The sequence below is a fragment of the Pseudomonas fluorescens genome, assembly GCF_902497745.1.
Classification (GTDB): Bacteria; Pseudomonadota; Gammaproteobacteria; order Pseudomonadales; family Pseudomonadaceae; genus Aquipseudomonas; species Aquipseudomonas fluorescens_BM.
On sequence record NZ_CABVHJ010000004.1, the window covers coordinates 221,685 to 238,555 of the forward strand.

Consider the following 16,871-nt stretch of genomic DNA (forward strand, 5'->3'; position numbering starts at 1 on the left):
TGATCACAAGGCTGCCAGGGTGTGCAGGACTGCAACACGCAATGGATTGGTCTCCACGCTCAGCAGCTTGATCGCCAGGGCGCAGCAGACCACGATCAACATGGGTTTGATCAAGCGTGGGCCGACCCGGACAGCGGCTCTGGCGCCCAGTTGTGCGCCGAGGAAAGCTGCCAGAGCCATGGCAATCGCGATCGGCCAGATGATCACGCCTTTGGTGATGAAGACTGACAGCGAACCCAGGTTGCACGACGCGTTGGCCAGTTTGGTGAAACTCATCGCCCGCATCATGCCAAGCCCGCAGAGCAGCACGAAACCGACGATAAAGAACGAGCCTACACCCGGGCCGAAGATACCGTCGTAGAAGCCCAGTATCGGCGCCACAGTGAACGAGAACAGCAGAATGCCGATTCGCTTGCGTCGATCCTCATTGGCCAGCTTCGGCGAGAGCGCAAAGTAGATCGCCACCAGAATAAGCATGACGGGCACGCACACTTCCAGATAGCGCTTATCAATCGAACTGACCAACAGTGCCCCGCTGGCGCCACCCAGAAATGCACAGATAACCAGGAAGCGTCCCTCGCGCCATTCAATCATTCCCTTGCGAGCGAAAGTGACAGTGGCCGAGATAGTGGCCGAAGCGGCCTGGAACTTGTTGGTGGCAATCGCACTGATCGGATCGACACCGGCCAGAAACAAGGCAGGCAAAGTAATCAAACCGCCACCCCCGGCAATCGCATCAAAAAAACCGGCGCAAAATGCCACAAGCGCCAACATGCCAATTACATCCCAAGCCATTACGTTTTCCCTTTTATAGTTATTGGCCAGCCATCCACATGACTGGCCGTTGAGCAGCCTTGCCGTGCGGTGAATATCAGCCCTGTATCAGCAGCGGATCGTCTGAAATGACAATCGGAGACGAGAACTTCGACAGGCCGAAGATGCGCACCAGCACACGTCGGTTGTCTTTGATGACATCGCGACAATGCAGCGCCCGAACGTTATTGATCACCATGGCCGACTCTTGCGTCAGTGTGTATTGCACCGGTGTTGCTTTACCCACGCTTTGGCAAAGTGCGGAGTAAGCCTCTTTTACAAAGTCCGAGGCGTTGTCGTTGACTGAAAAGCGGTACGAGTTGAATCGCGCGGCGAATCCGACGTTGTCATCGAACTCCAGAATCGAAACATTGCGGCCATCCTCGCCCTTGCCGTTGACGAAAGAGTCGCTACGGGTGAACTGGAAGCTGCCCGTCGTCAGTGCCAGGCATCCGGTGACACCGATTTCGTCCAGCAGGGGTGGCAACGGAATTACCGAGGTGGGCTCCAGGCTTGGATTCCATAGCGCCGACAGTATCAACGACGAGGGCGAGGGCGAATGCCCGTCCTGCGCGTTCACAGCGCACCAGTAAGGCGCTTCGGTGTGCGGGCCGAGGGCGAGACCGGAATGGGAACTCAGCTCTTTGATTTCCGGTTCGTCATTGATTTTGGTCAGTCCGCCGCCCTTGAAGTTAGCGACAATTCGGACCAGTTTGCCTTCGTTGTCCATGTCGTAGGCAAAGGAGCTGTTATCCACCAGTTTCAACAGAATCTGATTACGTGCCGCCAGACACAGTACGTCGTGACGATTCTCCAGAGCGGCCAGCTCGGGAAGTTCATCCGGTGGGCTGGTGTCGGTGACTTTTTGCATCCCCTCAAAAATCAGCAGGGAAACCAGGCCGTCGGAGTACGCGCCAAGCAGTTCGCATTGATCCTTGGAAAACGAAAACCTCAACTCTGTCGCAGCTAGTGAGGCTTTGGACTTTGCGCCTGCGGCTTGTGGCCCGCCCATGGCTGCCAGTTCTTCAGAGAAGGTGTGCAGCAGCTTGGCTTGTTGCGTATCAAAACTGAAAGTTCTGACTTCCTGTTCAACTAAAGACTCAACGGTTTTATTAGTGTGTTGTAGGACTTCGGTCATTGTTTACATCCCTGTCGTATCGGCTCCCTTTGTATTTTTTTGTGGGAGCTGTTGGCTGTTTCGATGCTGCAATGCGTGCCGAGCGCACGCACTGATGCGGACGTGGGCGAGTTGATACAGGTTTGGTTTTTTCAGGAGGGCACAGGGCGCTGTGACGCGACAGTTCAAACAAAATGCTGAATGCCTGGTCAGTGTTTGCTGTCGCTTGCCTGACAGCTGAAACAACAGCAGATGACCTGCGCTGAGGTCTTGTCCTCCATGACAACTTTTTGATGGGTGTTAGTTCTGCGAGCGTTCCTGCTCGCAGACGCAACTGTCCGGGTGCCAGCAACAACTTCGGTAGGTTCCGATGTTGGAGGGCGCGGAGTGCGTTGATTGGGTGATGCGTTAAATGCTGATCGTCAGGGCTGAAGTGCCCGGCGATTATTCCGGGCAGTCAACAATGACCTGCCGGAAAAGCTGACGGAGCCTAACATCAAAATAATGGCCAGCAAAAGCACTGCAAGAGGGGGTGAGGGACGGCTTATCAAATCGCAGGCATAAAAAAACCCTGAATCTTGCGATTCAGGGTTTTCGGTATTTGGTGCCCAGAGACGGAATCGAACCGCCGACACGGGGATTTTCAATCCCCTGCTCTACCGACTGAGCTATCTGGGCAACGGGGCGCATTAAAAGGGTTTTTCGGATTTACGTCAACGACTTTTTTAAAATTTCTTAAATTAATTCCGTCGCTTACGATCCGACCCCCGATTTTGCAGGGTTTACTCTGCAGGCGGAACGTAGCCTTCAGCCTTGGCGTATTCCTCGCCGGAGAAGTACTTGTCCATTTCGCCCTGAAGATATTTGCGGTCTTCGGCGTTCATCATGTTCAGACGCTTTTCGTTGATCAGCAGGGTCTGGTGTTTCTGCCAGTCAGCCCAGGCCTTGGCCGAGACGTGGTCGAAAATATCCTGACCTTTGGCGCCCGGGAAAGGGGCGCGGTCCAGCGCGGGCAGTTCTTCTTTGTACTTGCGGCACATTACGGTGCGGGTCATGGCGACTCTCCTGCGTTCAATACGGCGGCCGCGCGTTCGAGCAAGGTTTTGACCGGGGCAGCGAGGCCCAGGCGCGGCGGGGTGGCGAGGTTATACCAGAGCCAGTCGGCCTCGGCCACGTGATGGGCGGCCTCCTGCACCTGAACCAGCCAGGGTTCGATGGACAGCTGGAAATGGCTGAACGTGTGGACGAGGCTCGGCAGCGCCTGCTGCTCGCCCATGGTCAGCGAGTGCTGAGCGGCGAGATGTTGCAGGTCGTCGAGGTCATCGAGTTCCGGCAGGCTCCACAGACCGCCCCACAAACCCGTCGAAGGGCGGCGGTACAGCAGAATCGCGCCGTCGCCGTTGGCGAGCATCGGCATCAACGTGCGCTTTTGCGGGATGGCTTTGCGCGGCTTGGGGATCGGGTAGCGGGTTTCGAGGCCGAGCATGTGCGCCTCGCAACCACGCTCCAGCGGACATAGCAGGCAGCTTGGCTTGCTGCGCGTACACAGCGTGGCGCCGAGATCCATCATCGCCTGGGTGTAGGCGTTGACCCGATCGTGCGGCGTAAAGCGCTCAGCGTTGGCCCAGAGCTGTTTGGCGACTTTCGGCTCGCCGGGGTAACCCTCTTGCGCGGTAAATCGCGCCAGCACGCGTTTGACGTTGCCGTCGAGAATCGGCGCGCGCAGGCCCATGCTGATGCTGGCGATGGCGCCAGCGGTGGACAGGCCAATGCCCGGCAGATCGGTGAGCTTTTCAACGTCACGGGGAAACTCTCCACCGTACTGGCTGACGACGATCTTCGCAGTCTTCTGCAAATTGCGCGCACGGGTGTAGTAACCCAGCCCCGTCCACAGGTGCAGCACTTCGTCTTCCGGCGCTTCGGCCAGTGCTTCTACCGTTGGCAGCGCGGCCATGAAACGGTCGAAATAGTTGAGCACGGTGCTGACCTGGGTTTGCTGCAACATGATCTCCGACACCCACACCCGATACGGGTTGATGTCCTGCTGCCAAGGCAGATCGTGGCGGCCGTGGCGGTCGAACCAATCCAGCACCGCCGTGGAAAATTGCTCCGCTCTCATCGCTTGAACAGCCCCTTCAATGCGTTTTTCAGTTCCGGGCTGACCTTGTCACCGAGTTTCTCGTCGATCTTCTCACTGAGCTTGTCGCCGGCCAGTTTGGTCGCGACCTGACCGAGGCGATCGTTGTCGACGCGACAAGCTTTGGCGCCCAGCTCCAGTGGGCCACGGCAGCGCAGCGGCCACTCGATGCCGACGAATTTTTCGCCGACCTGACACGCTGGATCCGGCATGGCGCTGGTGTCGCCTTCGACGATGATGCCGACGCGGTAATCCATGCCGAGCACACGCAGGTCGATGTCGCCGTCACCGTTGACGGTCATGCCGGGGATGCGCACTTTCAGATCCGGGTTGCTGGCGACGCCGTTGCGGAAGGTCAGGTTGCCCTTGAGTTCCTGGAAAGGTGTGTCCTTGCCGCGTGGCTCGCCGCTGAGGGTTTTGCGATTGAGCGTGGCGATGCCTTTGCACAATTGCTGCTCAAGGTTGGCGTTGAGCAGCACGCCGTTGTTGATCACGAAACTGGCGTTGCCGTTGAGGGTGTCAATCAGCGCCTGCTGGCTGTTGCCGCTGCCGGTCACGGTGCTGGTGAGGGTCACCAGACCTTTGACCGGCGGATTCTTGCCTTGGCTTTCGAGGATTTTTTCTACAGGCACACGATTGAGTTTGGTCTGCAGGTTCAGCACCGGCGCGCTTGGGCGAACGTCAAGGGTGCCGTTGGCGGCAAAACCACCGTTGTACAACTCACCACTGAGGTTGGTCAGAGTCAGCAGACCGCCCTGGCCGTTGGCCTTTAGTGCGGCGTTCTGAATCGGCAGTTTGTCGAGGGTCAACTGGCCGAAGGTCAGGTCGGCGTCCACGTCGAGTTTGGCCAGGCGTTCAACCGGCAACAGGCGCTCGGTACTCCAGGCGGTTTTGCTTGGTTTGTCCGGCAGAGGCGTTGAGCCCGCGCCGGCCATGGCATCGGCTTCAGTGCTGGCCACTTCGGCCTGACGTACCTGCGTGGCGTTATTGGCCTGCGCCGATTTTGGCGGCAGATAACGGTCAGCGTTGAATGTGTCAGCCTTGAGGATCGCGCGCAGTGACTGCTTGGCGAAGTCTTCGACGGCGATGCGACCGCTGAAGCTGCTGTCGTCGAGTTTCAGGTTGATGTTGTCGAGTGCGATGCTGGTCGGCGTGGCGGCCACACGGCTGACCAGTTCGACCTTGCTCAGACTGCCTTCGGCCATGGCCGGGAGTTTCTGACCAATGCTGTCGACAAATTTCGCCAGGTCGAACTGGGCGATGGAGATGCCGCCGGTGATCTGCGGTGTCTTGTCGAGGTCGTTGACTTTCAGTTCGCCCAGGGCACGCAATTGGTTGGCAGAGATCTTGATGCCAGTCCATTCGGCGACGTTAGCCGCTTTATCCAGTAATAACTGCCCCTGTGCGGCGAAGGTCATGGTCTTGCCTTGTAGCGGATCGCCAGCCAGTTCGCCGGACAGCTTCAGGTCTTCCAGCTTGTAGCGTTGCAGTGCGCGTTCAATGCGCAATTCGCCGGTGAGCTCGGTACGCACGCGCAGAACGGGTTGATTGGTGCCAAGGAATGCGGTGGCTTTTACCGGGATATTGGTCGAATCGTGTACCGGGCCGGTGCTCAACTGGATGCTTTCGGCGCTGAACTGCTTGCCGGTCTTCTCGTCGTTGTACTCAACGCGGGCGTTGTTGACAGTCAGGCTGTCGATATCGAGACGGATCGGCTGCGGTGGTTTTTCCACCGCAACAGGAGCTTCGCTGGCCGGTTGACCTGCCGTAGCGGCTGGCGGCGTTGCACCCGCCGGGGCAGGCACCTTGCCGATGTCTTCCCAATTGCCATGGCCGTCCTTGTCGCGATTGAGGCGCAGGTTCAGACCTTCGACGCGCACGTCGCTCATTTGCACTTCACGGCGCAGCAGCGGCAGCACGCGCACGGACAGGCCGAGCATCTGCAAGTCGGCGAACGGTTCGGCAGGTTTGATCAGGGTGGCGACGCTGGCCTCATGCAGCTCGAGGCCGAGCCACGGGAACAGGCTCCAGCCGATATCGCCATTGAGCGTCAGCTCGATGTGGGCCTTGTCGCGGGCAATCTGGCGAATCTCGTCTTTGTAGTCGTTGGGATCGAAGAGGTGGGTCAGGGCAAAACCTGCCGCCACAATGATCAGCAACAACCCGAGAAGTACCAGACCCAGGATTTTGCCGAACGCTTTCATGGGCGAGTCCTTGTAATTAGTCGAATTCGTAAATTAGCCGGGGAGTATAGCGCTGCAACCGCCCGGTTCGCTGTGACGTCATGTTGCCAGGACTTCCAGCCGCACCTGCAACCTGGCGGCGAGTGCCTGAGCTTCAAAATGCCCTTCAGGCGCCAGCAGACGCAGTTCAGCCCCCGCTTGCGACGCCATTTTCTGCGCTTGGTTCACCAGGCGTTCGGCGACTCCACGGCGACGGGTAACTTTTCGTACGCATAAATGGGACAAATACCAAACGTCGTGGTGCCTTTGCAGACGACCGGCACCGAGCAAGCGGTCGTTGAAGCGCCCGGCGATGAAAGTCCCGTCTGCGAGGACGCTGTCGATCAGGTCGGTCTCCCCGGAAAACGGCGCAAACAGCCATTCTGGCGCATCGCGATAAATCTTCTGCAAATCCTGCTGATCCTGATAACTGGCGTCTTTCAGGGCTTGGACAATGATCGGCATGGCGCTTTCCTGAGTGGTACGAGAACAGATGACATAAAAAAGGTGATATCAGTTTGGTTTTTCTGTCACGTGCAAATGGTAACCTTCGCCCGTTCGTCCGTCCTTCTGCGACTTAACGTCGCGCCTAATAGGAGCTTCACCCAAAAAAACGGTCATGCCTGCGTGCATAAAGGCCGGGGGTGAACAGTGGCTGGCGAACCATACTAATAATTGGGGGATACACAATGAGCACGAGCATCACGGCGGACGGCCTTCGCGCCGACCAGCCTGCGTTCCTGTCCAAGGAACGCATCATCGCCAAGCCCGGTTTCAACCGCTGGCTGGTTCCACCGGCCGCTCTGGCCATTCACCTGTGCATCGGCATGGCCTACGGCTTCTCGGTGTTCTGGTTGCCGCTGTCCAAGGCGCTGGGCGTTACCGCTCCGGTAGCTTGTGCACCGGACATGAGCTTCATCGCACAAGTGTTCTCGTCGCAATGTGACTGGCCGATCTCGATGCTCGGCTGGATCTACACGCTGTTCTTCATCTTCCTCGGCTGCTCGGCAGCGATCTGGGGTGGCTGGCTGGAACACGCCGGGCCACGCAAGGCTGGCGTTGTATCGGCTCTTTGCTGGTGCGGCGGTCTGCTGATCTCGGCGCTGGGTATTTATACCCACCAGATCTGGCTGATGTGGATTGGCTCCGGCGTGATCGGCGGTATCGGTCTCGGCCTGGGTTATATCTCGCCAGTATCGACCCTGATCAAGTGGTTCCCGGACAAGCGCGGTATGGCGACCGGCATGGCAATCATGGGCTTCGGTGGTGGCGCGATGGTCGGTGCACCGCTGGCAACCGCGCTAATGAGCCACTTCGGCTCGGCTGAAGGTGTTGGCGTCTGGCAGAGTTTCGTGGCCATGGCCGCGATCTACTTTGTGTTCATGATCGGTGGCGCACTGTCGTATCGCGTGCCACCAACCGGCTGGAAACCTGAAGGCTGGACCGCTCCGGCGAAAAAGGCTTCCAACTCGATGATCACTCATCGCCATGTGCACGTGAATGTGGCGTGGAAAACCCCGCAATTCCGTCTGGTCTGGCTGGTGCTATGCCTGAACGTTTCTGCTGGTATCGGCATTCTCGGCATGGCTTCGCCACTGCTGCAGGAAGTGTTCGGTGGCAAGCTGCTGGGCGTTGATGTGCCGTTTGGCCAGCTCGATGCCGGCCAGTTGGCTTCGATCGCTGCGATTGCTGCAGGCTTCACCGGTTTGCTGAGCCTGTTCAACATTGGTGGTCGCTTCTTCTGGGCCTCGTTCTCGGACTACCTGGGCCGCAAAAACACCTACTTCGTGTTCTTCGCCCTGGGTTTTGCCCTGTACGCGCTGATTCCGAACATGGGTCACCTCGGCAACGTTGCGCTGTTCGTGGCGGCGTTCTGCATCATTCTGTCGATGTACGGCGGCGGTTTCGCCACTGTTCCGGCTTATCTGGCTGACCTGTTCGGTACGCAAATGGTCGGCGCGATCCACGGTCGTCTGTTGACCGCTTGGGCTGCCGCTGGCGTGCTCGGCCCGGTGCTGGTGAACTACTTGCGTGAATATCAGTTGAGCATCGGTGTCGAACGCGCTGCCGCTTACGACATCACCTTGTACATCCTCGCCGGTCTGCTGGTGTTGGGCTTCCTGTGCAACCTGATGGTGCGTCCGGTGGCCGACAAGTACTTCATGACTGACGCTGAACTGGCCGCCGAACAGGCGCTGGGCCACGACAAGGGTGCTGACGCCAGCACCGTTCTGGAGTGGAAAGCGGCGCCGGGCAGCAAGCCGCTGGCAATTGCTGCGTGGCTGGCGGTGGGGATTCCGTTGGCGTGGGGTGTGTGGGTGACCCTGCAGAAGACGGCGGTACTGTTTCACTAAGGTGTTAGCTGCATAAACACCGAACCTGTGGGAGCGAGCCTGCTCGCGAAGACGGAATATCAGTCAACTTAGTTGTTGGCTGACCCACCGCATTCGCCAGCAGGCTCGCTCCCACATTTGTTTCTGCGCTGCCTGTAATGGCTTGTATGGACATGTCTACCCGCGACAGCCGGGCGTTCTATCCGTCAGCCATCTCACCTCTCGTGTTTCTGTTTCGGCCCCGCGTGCCTATAATGGCTGCCTTTTTCGCCCAATGATTTTGCGGAGCTGGTGATGGCCGAACGTAAGGCTTCTGTCGAGCGCGACACTCTGGAAACCCAGATCAAAGCCTCGATCAACCTTGATGGCACCGGAAAGGCCCGATTCGATATCGGTGTTCCTTTTCTTGAGCACATGCTGGATCAGATCGCCCGTCACGGGTTGATCGACCTGGATATCGAATGCAAGGGCGATCTGCATATCGACGACCACCATACGGTGGAAGACGTCGGTATCACCCTCGGCCAGGCATTTGCCAAAGCCATTGGCGATAAAAAAGGCATCCGTCGCTACGGTCATGCCTACGTGCCGCTCGATGAAGCGCTGTCGCGTGTGGTGATCGACTTCTCCGGTCGCCCAGGTTTGCAGATGCATGTGCCGTACACCCGCGCCACCGTGGGCGGCTTCGACGTTGATCTGTTCCAGGAATTCTTCCAGGGCTTCGTCAACCACGCGCTGGTCAGCCTGCACATCGACAACCTGCGCGGCACCAACACCCACCACCAGATCGAAACCGTGTTCAAGGCTTTCGGCCGCGCGCTGCGCATGGCCGTCGAGCTGGATGAGCGCATGGCCGGGCAAATGCCATCGACCAAAGGCGTTCTGTAATGCAGACGGTTGCAGTTATCGATTACGGCATGGGTAACCTGCATTCGGTGGCCAAGGCCCTCGAGCACGTCGGTGCCGGCAAGGTGTTGATCACCAGCGATGCGGCGGTGATTCGCGAAGCTGACCGCGTGGTGTTCCCCGGTGTTGGCGCGATTCGCGATTGCATGGCGGAGATCCGTCGCCTCGGCTTCGACTCGCTGGTGCGCGAAGTCAGTCAGGATCGTCCGTTCCTCGGTATCTGTGTCGGCATGCAAGCGTTGCTCGACACCAGCGAAGAGAACGACGGCGTTGACTGCATCGGCCTGTTCCCGGGCGCGGTGAAGTTCTTCGGCAAAGACCTGCATGAAGACGGCGAACACCTGAAGGTCCCGCACATGGGCTGGAACGAGGTGAAGCAGAAGGTCAGCCACCCGTTGTGGCACGACATTCCGGACATGGCGCGTTTCTACTTCGTGCACAGCTACTACATCGCCGCCGCCAACGCGCGGCAAGTGGTCGGTGGCGGTCATTACGGTGTCGATTTTGCTGCAGCGCTGGCCGATGGCTCGCGTTTCGCCGTGCAGTTCCACCCGGAGAAAAGCCATACCCATGGCCTGCAGTTGCTGCAGAACTTCGCCGCGTGGGACGGTCGCTGGTAAATGGCCGCCAAGAAAACCAAACCGCCGATCCTGACCCTCACTCCCGAACAGGAGAACGAGGCCAATCGCAAGATTCAGCGGTTCATGGAAGACCGTTTCGAGCTCGACCTCGGTTCGTTCGAAGCGGCAGAAATTCTTGAGCTGTTTACCCGCGAAATTGCTCCGCACTATTACAACAGGGCGATTTTCGATGTGCAGACCCACCTCAAAGAGCGGTTTGAAAGCATCGAAAGCGACCTGTGGGCGCTCGAGAAAAACTGATTTCCGAGCCAAGCTGAACATTCAAATTTGAAGGTTTGCCAGATGCTGATTATTCCCGCTATCGATCTTAAAGACGGTGCCTGCGTACGTCTGCGCCAGGGCCGCATGGAAGATTCCACAGTGTTCTCCGATGACCCGGTGAGCATGGCTGCCAAGTGGGTGGAGGGCGGTTGCCGCCGTCTGCATCTGGTCGATCTGAACGGCGCTTTCGAAGGCCAGCCAGTCAACGGCGAAGTGGTCACCGCGATCGCCAAGCGCTACCCGACCCTGCCGATCCAGATCGGTGGCGGCATCCGTTCGCTGGAAACCATCGAACACTACGTCAAAGCTGGCGTCAGTTACGTGATCATCGGCACCAAAGCCGTTAAAGATCCTGCATTCGTCGCTGAAGCGTGCCGCGCGTTCCCGGGCAAGATCATCGTCGGTCTGGATGCCAAAGACGGTTTCGTCGCCACCGATGGCTGGGCTGAAATCAGCACCGTGCAGGTCATCGATCTGGCCAAGCAGTTTGAAGCCGACGGCGTGTCCTCGATCGTTTATACCGACATCGCCAAAGACGGCATGATGCAGGGCTGCAACGTGCCGTTCACCGCTGCGCTGGCCGCTGCCACCAAAATCCCGGTGATCGCGTCCGGCGGCATCCACAATCTGGGTGACATCAAGTCGCTGCTCGACGCCAAGGCGCCAGGCATCATCGGCGCCATCACTGGCCGGGCGATTTACGAAGGCACCCTCGACGTCGCCGAAGCGCAAGCTTTCTGCGATTCGTACCAAGGCTGAGGACTGACCATGGCGCTGGCCAAACGCATCATCCCTTGCCTGGACGTGGACAACGGCCGGGTCGTCAAAGGTGTGAAATTCGAAAACATCCGCGACGCCGGTGACCCGGTGGAAATCGCTCGTCGCTACGACGAGCAGGGTGCCGACGAGATTACCTTTCTCGACATCACCGCCAGCGTCGATGGCCGCGACACCACGCTGCATACCGTCGAGCGCATGGCCAGCCAGGTGTTCATCCCGCTGACCGTCGGCGGTGGCGTGCGTACCGTGCAGGACATTCGTAACCTGCTCAATGCCGGCGCGGACAAGGTATCGATCAACACCGCTGCCGTGTTCAATCCGGAATTCGTCGGTGAAGCGGCGCAGCATTTCGGTTCGCAGTGCATCGTCGTCGCCATCGATGCGAAGAAGGTTTCTGGCCCGGGCGAAACCCCGCGCTGGGAGATCTTCACCCACGGCGGGCGCAAGCCAACCGGCCTCGACGCGGTCGAGTGGGCGAAGAAAATGGAAGGCCTCGGTGCCGGTGAAATCCTGCTGACCAGCATGGATCAGGACGGTATGAAAAACGGTTTCGACCTCGGCGTGACCCGCGCGATCAGCGATGCGCTGGGCATTCCGGTGATCGCGTCCGGTGGTGTCGGCAACCTGCAGCATCTGGCCGATGGCATTCTCGAGGGCCATGCCAGTGCGGTGCTGGCGGCGAGTATTTTCCACTTCGGCGAATACACCGTGCAGGAAGCCAAGGCCTATATGGCGCATCGCGGGATCGTGATGCGGTAGATTGCCGTCGGTGCTGTGGCGGACTTCGCGTCGAGCGAGACCCGCCACATGGCTCATTCTGCTATCCGGGATTGCGTAGGATGCAGTTGATCAGTCCGAACCTCTGAAACACTCAGGTTTCGATCCATCGTGAAGCTGCATAGCGTCAATGGCAGCGCCTGAATGGGGGTGTAAAACCCGTCGTCGACTTTGCTGTAGTGCTCAGGATTGATATCGGCGCAATTGGTTTCATCTGCCGGGCCCGTGTAGATCTGGGTCCAGAGATTGCGATCCGCCTCTTCACGGTACTTTATAAAAAGATAATCTCCGTCTGGCTCAATCGTGAGCGACGGTGCGGGTAATTGCATCGGAATGGGCGTTACGACTCTTGCTGCGAGGATTTGGGCGTTTCCAAGAAGTCGGCTATCGGTTTGTTGATCGATTGAGTTCACGCCAATCAAACATAAATAATGCAGTCCGGCTTCTCGGCCAATCTCTGATTGCACTGTTGCGTTGGTTGTACTGATTCGATCGCTGTAGTTGTCAGGTGAATAACAAGCCTGTGCATCCCGAACAGTCTTGAAGCGATAGAACTCGGTGCTCATGGAGAAATTGATATCCCACTTGGGTGTTGGCTGGCTGGTGCGGGTGGGTGCTTTGTGCAGTCTGATATCTGTAATTGCTCTTGAGTTTGATCTGAGCTGAAAGTTTGAGTTTGGAGTGAGTGCGCAGTTATCTGCGTCGAGGCGGAATGTTCCATTGGCGAAACAAGCAGTCAGATAGTCGACAGGAAAACTTTGGCTGGCCTGATGCGGCAATAAAGATACTGTCTTTTCATCGCCACACAGACCATGCCAGAAACACAAGTCATCCGAAGGGATACCGTAAGTAGTGCCGGATAATATGCCGGTCACTTGTCCCGTTTCAGCATCGATCACCGGGGCGCCGGATGAGCCAGGCTCAATTCCTTTGCAGTTCTGCTTTTGGTAGTCGGTGTGAATGGTCAAATACTTGATAAGGGGTGTGTGGGTCGGCTCTTGTGTGCAGGTGGAAAGCCTCAGGCCGGCTGCAGTGCCCGGCGCGCTTACCAGGTTTACCTGACTGACGTTGCGTGGCGCTGCCGCCGCGAGCTTGAGTGGGGTTATTCCGTCTTTCAGCAGACTGTCCAGTGAGGCGCCTAACTGCAATATTGCGATATCCGTACTGGCAAGACTGGCCCAGTTGACCTTGTCGATGTCATAACGCTTGGCGCCTGCGAGCGTGTCATGGAAAAAATTGAACTGCATCTGGCCTTGGTAAGCAATGTCAGCGATGGTGCCGACTCTGATGGAAGTGCAGTGCGCATTAGTCATTACGTAAGCAGGCCCGTTTGCATCTTTACCTGTTTCGCGAGTATCGAGCAGGAATGCGCTGCAATAAGGCCTGTCGTCTTTGAAAATCTTGCCAACGCCGTTCCAGTGATTAAATTCGCCACCCGCGTTACTTAGCAGAATTGCTTCCGGCGCTTCGGCTGTAGTGCCTGTGCAGGAGGTTAAGGGAAGTGCCAGTGCTATTGTTGAGCACGCAAAAAATATTCGGACTTTATTTGTCATGATCAATCCTTGATCGTATTTCAGGAGTTAATGTAACAGCTGTGTTTCTCTGGTGAGTTTAATGGGTTGTGCTGTTCGTTATGTGCTGGCTAATGTGACTTGTTGTGAGTGCTGTTATCTGCAAGTCAAATATGAGGGGTCGGTGAATGCCGCAGGGATCTCTGATACGGCTGATAACTGTTCTTTCGCATGCTCTTTTTTTGATTCTTCAGCACGTGCTGATGCTTTTTAATCGGGTCAGGATCGAAAACCATACAGGCCAGTGGACAGCATGGCGCACCCAAGGCACTCTTGGGCACGCCATGGATTTCGGTAGCCCGACATGATCAAACGCCTGCTTCTTGTTCTCGCCAGCACATCAATGTTGCTCATCAACACTGTCCGCGCCGAAAACAGTCCCGACACCGATCTGGTGCTCCTCACCGAAAACTTCCCGCCGTACAACATGGCGAAAGATGGCAAGAACTTCGCCAAAGGCGAAAACATCAACGGCATCGCCGCCGACATCGTCCGCGAGATGTTCAAGCGTGCGGGTATCACCTACAGCCTGACGTTGCGTTTCCCATGGGAGCGCGTCTACAAACTCGCCCTGGAAAATCCCGGGTACGGCGCCTTCGTGATGGCGCGCCTGCCGGATCGCGAAAAACTCTTCAAATGGGTCGGCCCGATCGGCCCGGACGACTGGATCATGCTGGCCAAGGCTGACAGCAAGATCACCCTCGAAACCCTCAATGACGCGCGCAAGTACAGAGTTGGCGCCTACAAGGGCGATGCAATTGCCGAGACGTTGGCCAAACAAGGCCTGAAGCCGATCGTGGTGCTACGTGATCAGGACAACGCGAAGAAACTGGTCAATGGTCAGATCGATCTGTGGGCCACCGGTGATCCTGCCGGGCGCTATCTGGCACGGCAGGACGGTGTCACCGGCCTCAGAACGGTGTTGCGCTTTAACAGCGCGGAACTGTATCTGGCGCTGAACAAGGACGTCTCCGACGAAGTCGTCGCCAGGCTTCAGTCCGCACTGGATCAATTGCGCAAAGAAGGCGTGGTGGACGAGATCATGGGGCGGTATCTGTAGCCACAACCAGGTCCGGTAATAGCTGCGCGTTAACGTCGGCGCCATCGATGTCCGGTTCTGCCGGGGTGTCTGTCGTCAGTGGCGGACACGAGCTGACGACCTCCACGGACTCCGGCGGATATTGCGTCAGCAGAACGCTTGAATCATCGGTATAACCAAAGTCGACCGCCACTTGAGTGCCGTCTTCCCGTACCAACTCGTAATGGCTTTGCATCTGATAAACCGCCACGGCTGTTTGCTTCGGTGCCATGACAATCACCACTTGAGGTCGAAGCTCGTTCCAGCCGCTGGAAGACGTTTCGGTTTGGTTAAAACGCTTCGGCAGGCAGGCTGAGAATTTTGTCATGCGAATATCGCTCAGAGGCACGGTCGGCCAGGCTTTGACGATTTCCATAGCGGTAAAACTATTGAACATACGCATCGTCACCGCGTTTTGCGTGCGCGGCGCGGTCCATTTAACGGCCCGATACTTGTCCGATTCATTGCGCTCGTGACCAATGAGCACGTATTCGTCAGTTCTTTTCAGTTCGTAGTAGGGCGAATTGCGAAATTGTTCGCCCGGATGAACATGGTCTCGCACTGCGAACCAGGGCAGGCGGGCAATCTGAGTGACGCTGGCGGGTTCGTTTACTGCAGGCTTCGCGTACCCGGTCAGGGTCGGAGTTTGCGGCGACGCGCTGACTTGTAGCGGGATTTGCATGCGCAGGCTGTACGCCGTCGAAGGTGCTAAAGGCTTGCTATAGCCCTGGACACCCACGAAAGTGCCGGGCGCAAAATGGATGTCGCCTGCGGCGGCAGTCGGCGGTTCGATGGCAAAGGCGCTGAAACTGAGCTTGGCGCCGCTGCCCTTGTCATTCCAGATCAGCTCGCCGACGTTCGCTGCGATGACCAGGTCGAGCCTGACGCAGCGTACTGAGTTCAATGAAGGTTTGCAGTGATCGTTGGAGCACACGAGCCCCAGTGCGACGTAACCGACAGGGGGCAAAGGTCGCCAGATCGACATGCGCGTGACACTGGGCGCTCCGGTTTCTTTCCAGACCAGTTCAAAATCGACAGGGCGGCCGAGGGCCTTTCCTTTAGTGCTTTCGACCCCTTCGATACCTTTCTCGCAGACCACGGCTGCGACCATTTCGCCATTGATATTGGTGTCGCCGGGAATGAGCACGTCGCCCAGCGGAAAGTAGCCCGGTAGTGCATCCGGAGCAGGGGTGGGGCGCCAGAACGTGGCGGGTTTTGCTTTTGAACCGTTGGTGCTCCAGATCCGGTGAAACTCCGTGGTGAAGTTGATCAGCAGATTGTCCAGCGTGATCGGTTCCATCTGCTTGGGATGCGCTGCGGGATTGTCTTCAATAGTCATGATGATTCCTGATAGTTGAAAGCGACGCGGGGGCGTCACGACCTGTTGCAGGTCGCACTATCGGGAACGGGGGTGGTTATCGGGTGGTAACTATGTATGTGTCAGCGTCACAAAGTGTTACCGATACACGCCGTCCTTGCCATGGCCAGCCATGGCGCGATTGCTGCGCACGCTGATCATCTGTTTGATATCGATCCATTCGATTCCCTGAGCCTTCAACCTGGGCAATTCGCGCTCCAGCACCGCCAATGTCTGCGGGTACGGATGGCCGATCATCACTGCCGAACCTTGCTTGCGCGCCAGGCTGATCGCGGTCTGCAACTGCGTGGAGATCGCTGCCTCCGTACGCTCGTCATCGAGAAAAACATCTCGCGAAACGCTGGCCAGATCGATCTTCTGCGCCTGCTGCGCGGCGACAGTCTGTGCGCTGGTGCGGCTGTCGACGAAGAACTTGTGCCGGCGTTGCAATTCGCCCATCAACCACGCCATCGCCACGGGTTGCGCAGTCATGCGGCTGCCCATGTGGTTATTGATGCCAGCGGTGTAGGGGACCATTTTGAACGCCGCGTTGAGACGTTTTTCCAGCTCTTCGATCGGCAATTCCGGATGCCAGGCATAAGGCCCGGTGGCCGGGTCCATCGGCATGTGCAGGATGACGATCTTGCCGGCGCGATGGGCTTCGCGGGCAAACTCGGTAGCGTGCGGGGTATCAGGCATGATCGCCGTGGTCACCGGGCCGGGCAGGGCCAGCACGCGGCGATCCCGGGGCAGGTTCTGCCCCAGGTCGTCGATGATCAGTGTCAGGTAGGCTTTGTGTGGTTTCGTGCTGGCGGGCTCTGCATGAGCAGCACCCGCCAGACAGCACAACAGAACGAAGACGAAACGCAAAGACATCC

General features: G+C 57.8%; 16 protein-coding genes and 1 tRNA gene. 7 read left to right on the forward strand and 10 right to left on the reverse strand.

Annotated features, from left to right (window positions below; genetic code table 11):
- Nucleotides 1–3: 3 nt before the first annotated feature.
- The 7 genes from F8N44_RS08200 to F8N44_RS08230 form a co-directional block, all read right to left on the reverse strand.
- Nucleotides 4–795 (reverse strand): TSUP family transporter, encoded by a 792-nt coding sequence (locus F8N44_RS08200; protein WP_007909181.1) that lies wholly within the window; start codon nucleotides 793–795, stop codon nucleotides 4–6.
- Nucleotides 796–871: 76 nt separating this feature from the next.
- Nucleotides 872–1,951 (reverse strand): hypothetical protein, encoded by a 1,080-nt coding sequence (locus tag F8N44_RS08205; protein ID WP_150649971.1) that lies wholly within the window; start codon nucleotides 1,949–1,951, stop codon nucleotides 872–874.
- A 581-nt stretch (nucleotides 1,952–2,532) separates the two neighbouring features.
- Nucleotides 2,533–2,608, reverse strand: a tRNA-Phe gene (locus F8N44_RS08210).
- A gap of 104 nt (nucleotides 2,609–2,712) precedes the next feature.
- Nucleotides 2,713–2,985, reverse strand: coding sequence for an oxidative damage protection protein (locus F8N44_RS08215; RefSeq protein ID WP_016986336.1), 273 nt, complete (start codon nucleotides 2,983–2,985; stop codon nucleotides 2,713–2,715).
- A complete protein-coding gene (mutY, locus tag F8N44_RS08220) occupies nucleotides 2,982–4,049 on the reverse strand; it encodes an A/G-specific adenine glycosylase (RefSeq protein ID WP_150649972.1) in 1,068 nt (355 codons plus the stop codon). Before mutY ends, F8N44_RS08215 begins: the two co-directional genes overlap by 4 nt.
- The gene (locus tag F8N44_RS08225; RefSeq protein WP_150649973.1) at nucleotides 4,046–6,271 is read right to left on the reverse strand and encodes an AsmA family protein; all 2,226 of its coding nucleotides are present in this window, start codon (nucleotides 6,269–6,271) and stop codon (nucleotides 4,046–4,048) included. Before F8N44_RS08225 ends, mutY begins: the two co-directional genes overlap by 4 nt.
- A 78-nt stretch (nucleotides 6,272–6,349) precedes the next feature.
- Nucleotides 6,350–6,754, reverse strand: a complete 405-nt coding sequence (locus F8N44_RS08230) for an acetyl-CoA sensor PanZ family protein (RefSeq protein ID WP_150649974.1) — start codon at nucleotides 6,752–6,754, stop codon at nucleotides 6,350–6,352.
- Between the two features lie 224 nt (nucleotides 6,755–6,978).
- Between F8N44_RS08230 and F8N44_RS08235 the strand changes: the two genes are divergently transcribed.
- The 6 genes from F8N44_RS08235 to hisF all read left to right on the forward strand — a co-directional run bounded on the left by F8N44_RS08235 (nucleotide 6,979) and on the right by hisF (nucleotide 11,969).
- Entirely contained in the window at nucleotides 6,979–8,643 is a 1,665-nt protein-coding gene (locus tag F8N44_RS08235; RefSeq protein ID WP_150649975.1) for an OFA family MFS transporter, read from the forward strand.
- 273 nt (nucleotides 8,644–8,916) lie between these two features.
- Complete coding sequence (hisB, locus tag F8N44_RS08240; protein WP_007909204.1) at nucleotides 8,917–9,510, forward strand: imidazoleglycerol-phosphate dehydratase HisB; 594 nt, start codon at nucleotides 8,917–8,919, stop codon at nucleotides 9,508–9,510.
- Entirely contained in the window at nucleotides 9,510–10,148 is a 639-nt protein-coding gene (gene hisH, locus F8N44_RS08245) for an imidazole glycerol phosphate synthase subunit HisH (protein WP_007909206.1), read from the forward strand. Before hisB ends, hisH begins: the two co-directional genes overlap by 1 nt.
- Nucleotides 10,149–10,409 carry a DUF2164 domain-containing protein gene (locus F8N44_RS08250; protein WP_008080554.1) on the forward strand — a complete coding sequence of 87 codons (261 nt, stop codon included), beginning with the start codon at nucleotides 10,149–10,151 and terminating at the stop codon, nucleotides 10,407–10,409.
- A gap of 42 nt (nucleotides 10,410–10,451) precedes the next feature.
- Nucleotides 10,452–11,189: a 1-(5-phosphoribosyl)-5-[(5-phosphoribosylamino)methylideneamino]imidazole-4-carboxamide isomerase gene (gene hisA / locus F8N44_RS08255; protein WP_003220753.1), complete on the forward strand. Its 738-nt coding sequence runs from the start codon at nucleotides 10,452–10,454 to the stop codon at nucleotides 11,187–11,189.
- A gap of 9 nt (nucleotides 11,190–11,198) precedes the next feature.
- The gene (hisF, locus tag F8N44_RS08260; protein WP_007897430.1) at nucleotides 11,199–11,969 is read left to right on the forward strand and encodes an imidazole glycerol phosphate synthase subunit HisF; all 771 of its coding nucleotides are present in this window, start codon (nucleotides 11,199–11,201) and stop codon (nucleotides 11,967–11,969) included.
- A 53-nt stretch (nucleotides 11,970–12,022) separates the two neighbouring features.
- Here hisF and F8N44_RS08265 read toward each other — a convergent pair whose 3' ends face one another.
- Entirely contained in the window at nucleotides 12,023–13,540 is a 1,518-nt protein-coding gene (locus F8N44_RS08265; RefSeq protein ID WP_150649976.1) for a trypsin-like serine peptidase, read from the reverse strand.
- A gap of 322 nt (nucleotides 13,541–13,862) precedes the next feature.
- Between F8N44_RS08265 and F8N44_RS08270 the strand changes: the two genes are divergently transcribed.
- Nucleotides 13,863–14,618, forward strand: coding sequence for a substrate-binding periplasmic protein (locus F8N44_RS08270; RefSeq protein ID WP_150649977.1), 756 nt, complete (start codon nucleotides 13,863–13,865; stop codon nucleotides 14,616–14,618).
- Here the strand turns inward: F8N44_RS08270 and F8N44_RS08275 are convergent.
- Both F8N44_RS08275 and F8N44_RS08280 read right to left on the reverse strand, forming a co-directional pair.
- On the reverse strand, nucleotides 14,599–15,975 hold the full coding sequence (locus F8N44_RS08275; RefSeq protein WP_150649978.1) for a Vps62-related protein: 1,377 nt from the start codon (nucleotides 15,973–15,975) through the stop codon (nucleotides 14,599–14,601). The genes F8N44_RS08270 and F8N44_RS08275 overlap by 20 nt on opposite strands.
- A 117-nt stretch (nucleotides 15,976–16,092) precedes the next feature.
- Nucleotides 16,093–16,869 carry a divergent polysaccharide deacetylase family protein gene (locus F8N44_RS08280; RefSeq protein ID WP_150649979.1) on the reverse strand — a complete coding sequence of 259 codons (777 nt, stop codon included), beginning with the start codon at nucleotides 16,867–16,869 and terminating at the stop codon, nucleotides 16,093–16,095.
- Nucleotides 16,870–16,871: the final 2 nt, after the last annotated feature.